Annotated in this window: 2 protein-coding genes; both read right to left on the reverse strand. The window is 74.9% G+C overall.

The features are described 5' to 3' along the window. Nucleotides 1–84: 84 nt before the first annotated feature. Complete coding sequence (locus AB0K09_RS31910) at nucleotides 85–1092, reverse strand: NAD(P)/FAD-dependent oxidoreductase (protein ID WP_366068880.1); 1008 nt, start codon at nucleotides 1090–1092, stop codon at nucleotides 85–87. Nucleotides 1093–1167: 75 nt separating this feature from the next. Continuing rightward, nucleotides 1168–2736: an alkaline phosphatase D family protein gene (locus tag AB0K09_RS31915; RefSeq protein WP_366068881.1), complete on the reverse strand. Its 1569-nt coding sequence runs from the start codon at nucleotides 2734–2736 to the stop codon at nucleotides 1168–1170. Nucleotides 2737–2893: the final 157 nt, after the last annotated feature.

Here is a 2893-nt window from a genome sequence, read left to right on the forward strand (position 1 = left end):
CCCGGCCCATCGCGGTCCGATGGGTCCACTCCAGCTCCGGCCAGCTGACCGAGGCCGAGAACCACGCCCCGTACGAGCTCATGATCAGGCGGTCGCGTCGGGCCCGGGCTCGCCCAGGACACCCCGGGCCACGATCTCCGCCTCGTACATCGCCATGTGGGTGAACGCGCCGTGCCCGGTGACGTCGCCCACCGCCCACAGCCCGGGCGCCGCCTGCATGCGGCCGTCGACCTCCAGCGAGCGGGCCGCGGGGTCCAGGCCCACCGTCTCCAGCCCCAGGTCGAAGAGGTTGGCCCGGCGGCCCGTGGCCACCAGCAGCTGCTCGGCCGTCAGCTCCTCCCCGCTCTCCAGCGCCAGGGTGAAGACCTCGCCGTCGTGCCGCACGGCGCCGGCGCGCGCCGCGGTCCGCAGCGCGAGCCCCTCCGCGTCCAGCACCTCGGCGAGCAACTCGCCAGCCTCCGGCTCCTCGCCCGGCAGCAGCCGGTCCATGGCCTCGACCACGGTGACGGCGGTGCCGAAGCGGGCGTAGACGTGCCCGAGTTCCAGCCCGATCGGGCCGCCACCGAGCACCAGCAGCGAGCGCGGCGCCTCCTTGGCCGCGACGGCGTCCCGGTTCGTCCAGTACGGCACGTCGGCCAGGCCCGGCACGGGCGGGATCTGCGGGCGGGAACCGGTCGCGATCACCACCCCGACGCGGGCCTCGAACACCTCGCCGCCCACCTCGACCCGCCCGGGTCCCGCGAGCCGGCCGTGCCCGCGCACCAGACGGCCGCCCTTGCCCGCGAAGCGCTCGGCGGCCGCCCGGTCGTTCCAGTCGTCGGTGGCCTCGTCGCGGATGCGGGCGGCCACCGGGGCCCAGTCGGCGTCGACCTGCGCCCCGCCGGCCATACCGGGCACGCGGCGCGCCTCCGCCAGCAGGTTCCCGGCCCGGATCATCATCTTGCTCGGCACACAGGCCCAGTACGGACACTCGCCGCCGACCAGCTCGGCCTCCACGCCCACCACGTTCAGCCCGGCGTCGGCCAGCCGGCCGGCCGCGTGCTCACCGCCCGGTCCCATGCCGATGACGACGACGTCCACCTGTTCGGCCATGGCTGCGCACCTTCCGTGTCCACTCGGGCTGCGGTGCCCACCATCGCACGGGCGGCACGCGACCCGCCGGACGCGTCACTGTCCGACACGCCCCGGTTGGAGCACCTTGGTGAACAGCACCGCGCCGTCCTCGTCCCTCAGGCGTACGGTCAGCTCGCCGCCGTCCGCGTCGATGGACACCTCGCCGAAGAACTGGCTGCCCTGCCCGGGCGGCACGTTCGCCGTGGCCGGCGCCTTGACGAAGACCTGCCGGGGCCCGAAGGTGCCGTCCAGCCGCACCGCCGGGAAGCCGCCGGCGTTCAGCGGCCCCGAGACGAACTCCCAGAACGGCGCGAAGTCCTGGAAGGCGGCCCGCTCCGGCTCGTAGTGCTGGGCCGAGGTGTAGTGCACGTCGGCCGTCAGCCACAGCGTGCCGGTGATCCGGTGGTGCTTGATGTGCCGCAGCAACTCGGCGATCTGGAGCTCCCTGCCGAGCGGCGCCCCCGGGTCCCCCTGGGCGATCGCCTCGACATTCGCCGGGCCGTCCGCCACCACCAGCCCCAGCGGCATGTCCGACGCGATGACCTTCCACACCGCGCGCGAGCGGGACAGCTCCCGCTTGAGCCAGGCCAGCTGCCGGGCGCCCAGGATGCCTTGTGCGTCGTCGGGCTGCCGGCCGGGCGAGTTGGCGTTCCGGAACGTGCGCATGTCGAGCACGAAGACGTCCAGCAGCGGGCCGTGCCGCAGCACCCGGTAGACCCGGCCGTCGCCGTCCGGGCGCAGCGTGGACAGCGGGAAGTACTCGGAGAAGGCCCGCAGCGAGCGCGCGGCGAGCACGTCGGTCCGCTTCTCGGTGTACCGGGCGTCGTCCAGGATCTGGCCCGGGTACCAGTTGTTGTGCACCTCGTGGTCGTCCCACTGGACGACCGCCGGCACTTCGGCGTTGAAGCGCCGCAGGTTGTCGTCCAGCAGGTTGTAGCGGAACGCTCCCCGGAACTCGGCGAGGGTTTCGGCCACCTTCGCCTTCTCCTCGGTGGTGACGTTCCGCCAGACGCCGCCGTCCGGCAGCGCGACGGTCGCGGGGATCGGGTTGTCGGCGTAGATGTTGTCGCCGCTGCACAGGAAGAAGTCCGGGCGCAGCGCGCGCATCCGCTCGAAGATGCGGTAGCCGCCGCGGTCGGGGTTGATGCCCCAGCCCTGTCCCGCGAGGTCGCCGGACCACACGAACCGCACGTCCTGCCGGTGCGCCGGGGCGGTGCGGAAGGTGCCGCACACCGGGCGGCCGGCCCGCCGCGGGTCGTCGGGGTCGGCGAGCAGCACCCGGTAGTGCACCTGCTCGCCGGGCGGCAGCCCGCGCAGGGCCGTCGTGCCGGTGAAGTCGGTGTCCGGGCCGAGCACCGGGCCCACCCAGCGGCGGGCGTTCCGGAAGGACTCGGTCGCCGAGGTCTCCACCACCATGCGGGCCCTGCGGTCCGAGCGTACCCACACCAGCCCCGACGTGGCCGTCACATCACCGGTCCGCACGCCCCAGTCCGCGCTCGGCCGGCCGGAGCGGGCCAGCGCCGGAGCGCCCGCGGCCAGGGGCAGCGCGCCGCCCGCCGCGAGCGCCGCCGAGCCCCGCAGGACCGCCCGTCGTCCGACCTCGCGCCCGGATCCGTATGCCATCGACCCAACCTCCCGTGCCGGGCCGCGCCCCACCGGCCCGGCCGGCCTCCGTTCCTACCGGCGCCACATGCCGGGCAGCGGAACACACCGTGAACGGTGGGCGCCGACCGGCCCGGGCAACCCCGGACGTGGTTCCGCCCGTGCCGCGACGGCGCTC

Source organism: Streptomyces sp. NPDC049577 (assembly GCF_040675635.1).
Lineage (GTDB): Bacteria > Actinomycetota > Actinomycetes > Streptomycetales > Streptomycetaceae > Streptomyces.

Coding starts and splice junctions, on each gene's coding strand:
- AB0K09_RS31910 (WP_366068880.1), bottom strand. CDS start 1,092: ATGGCCGAACAGGTGGACGTCGTCGTCATCGGCATGGGACCGGGCGGT.
- AB0K09_RS31915 (WP_366068881.1), bottom strand. CDS start 2,736: ATGGCATACGGATCCGGGCGCGAGGTCGGACGACGGGCGGTCCTGCGG.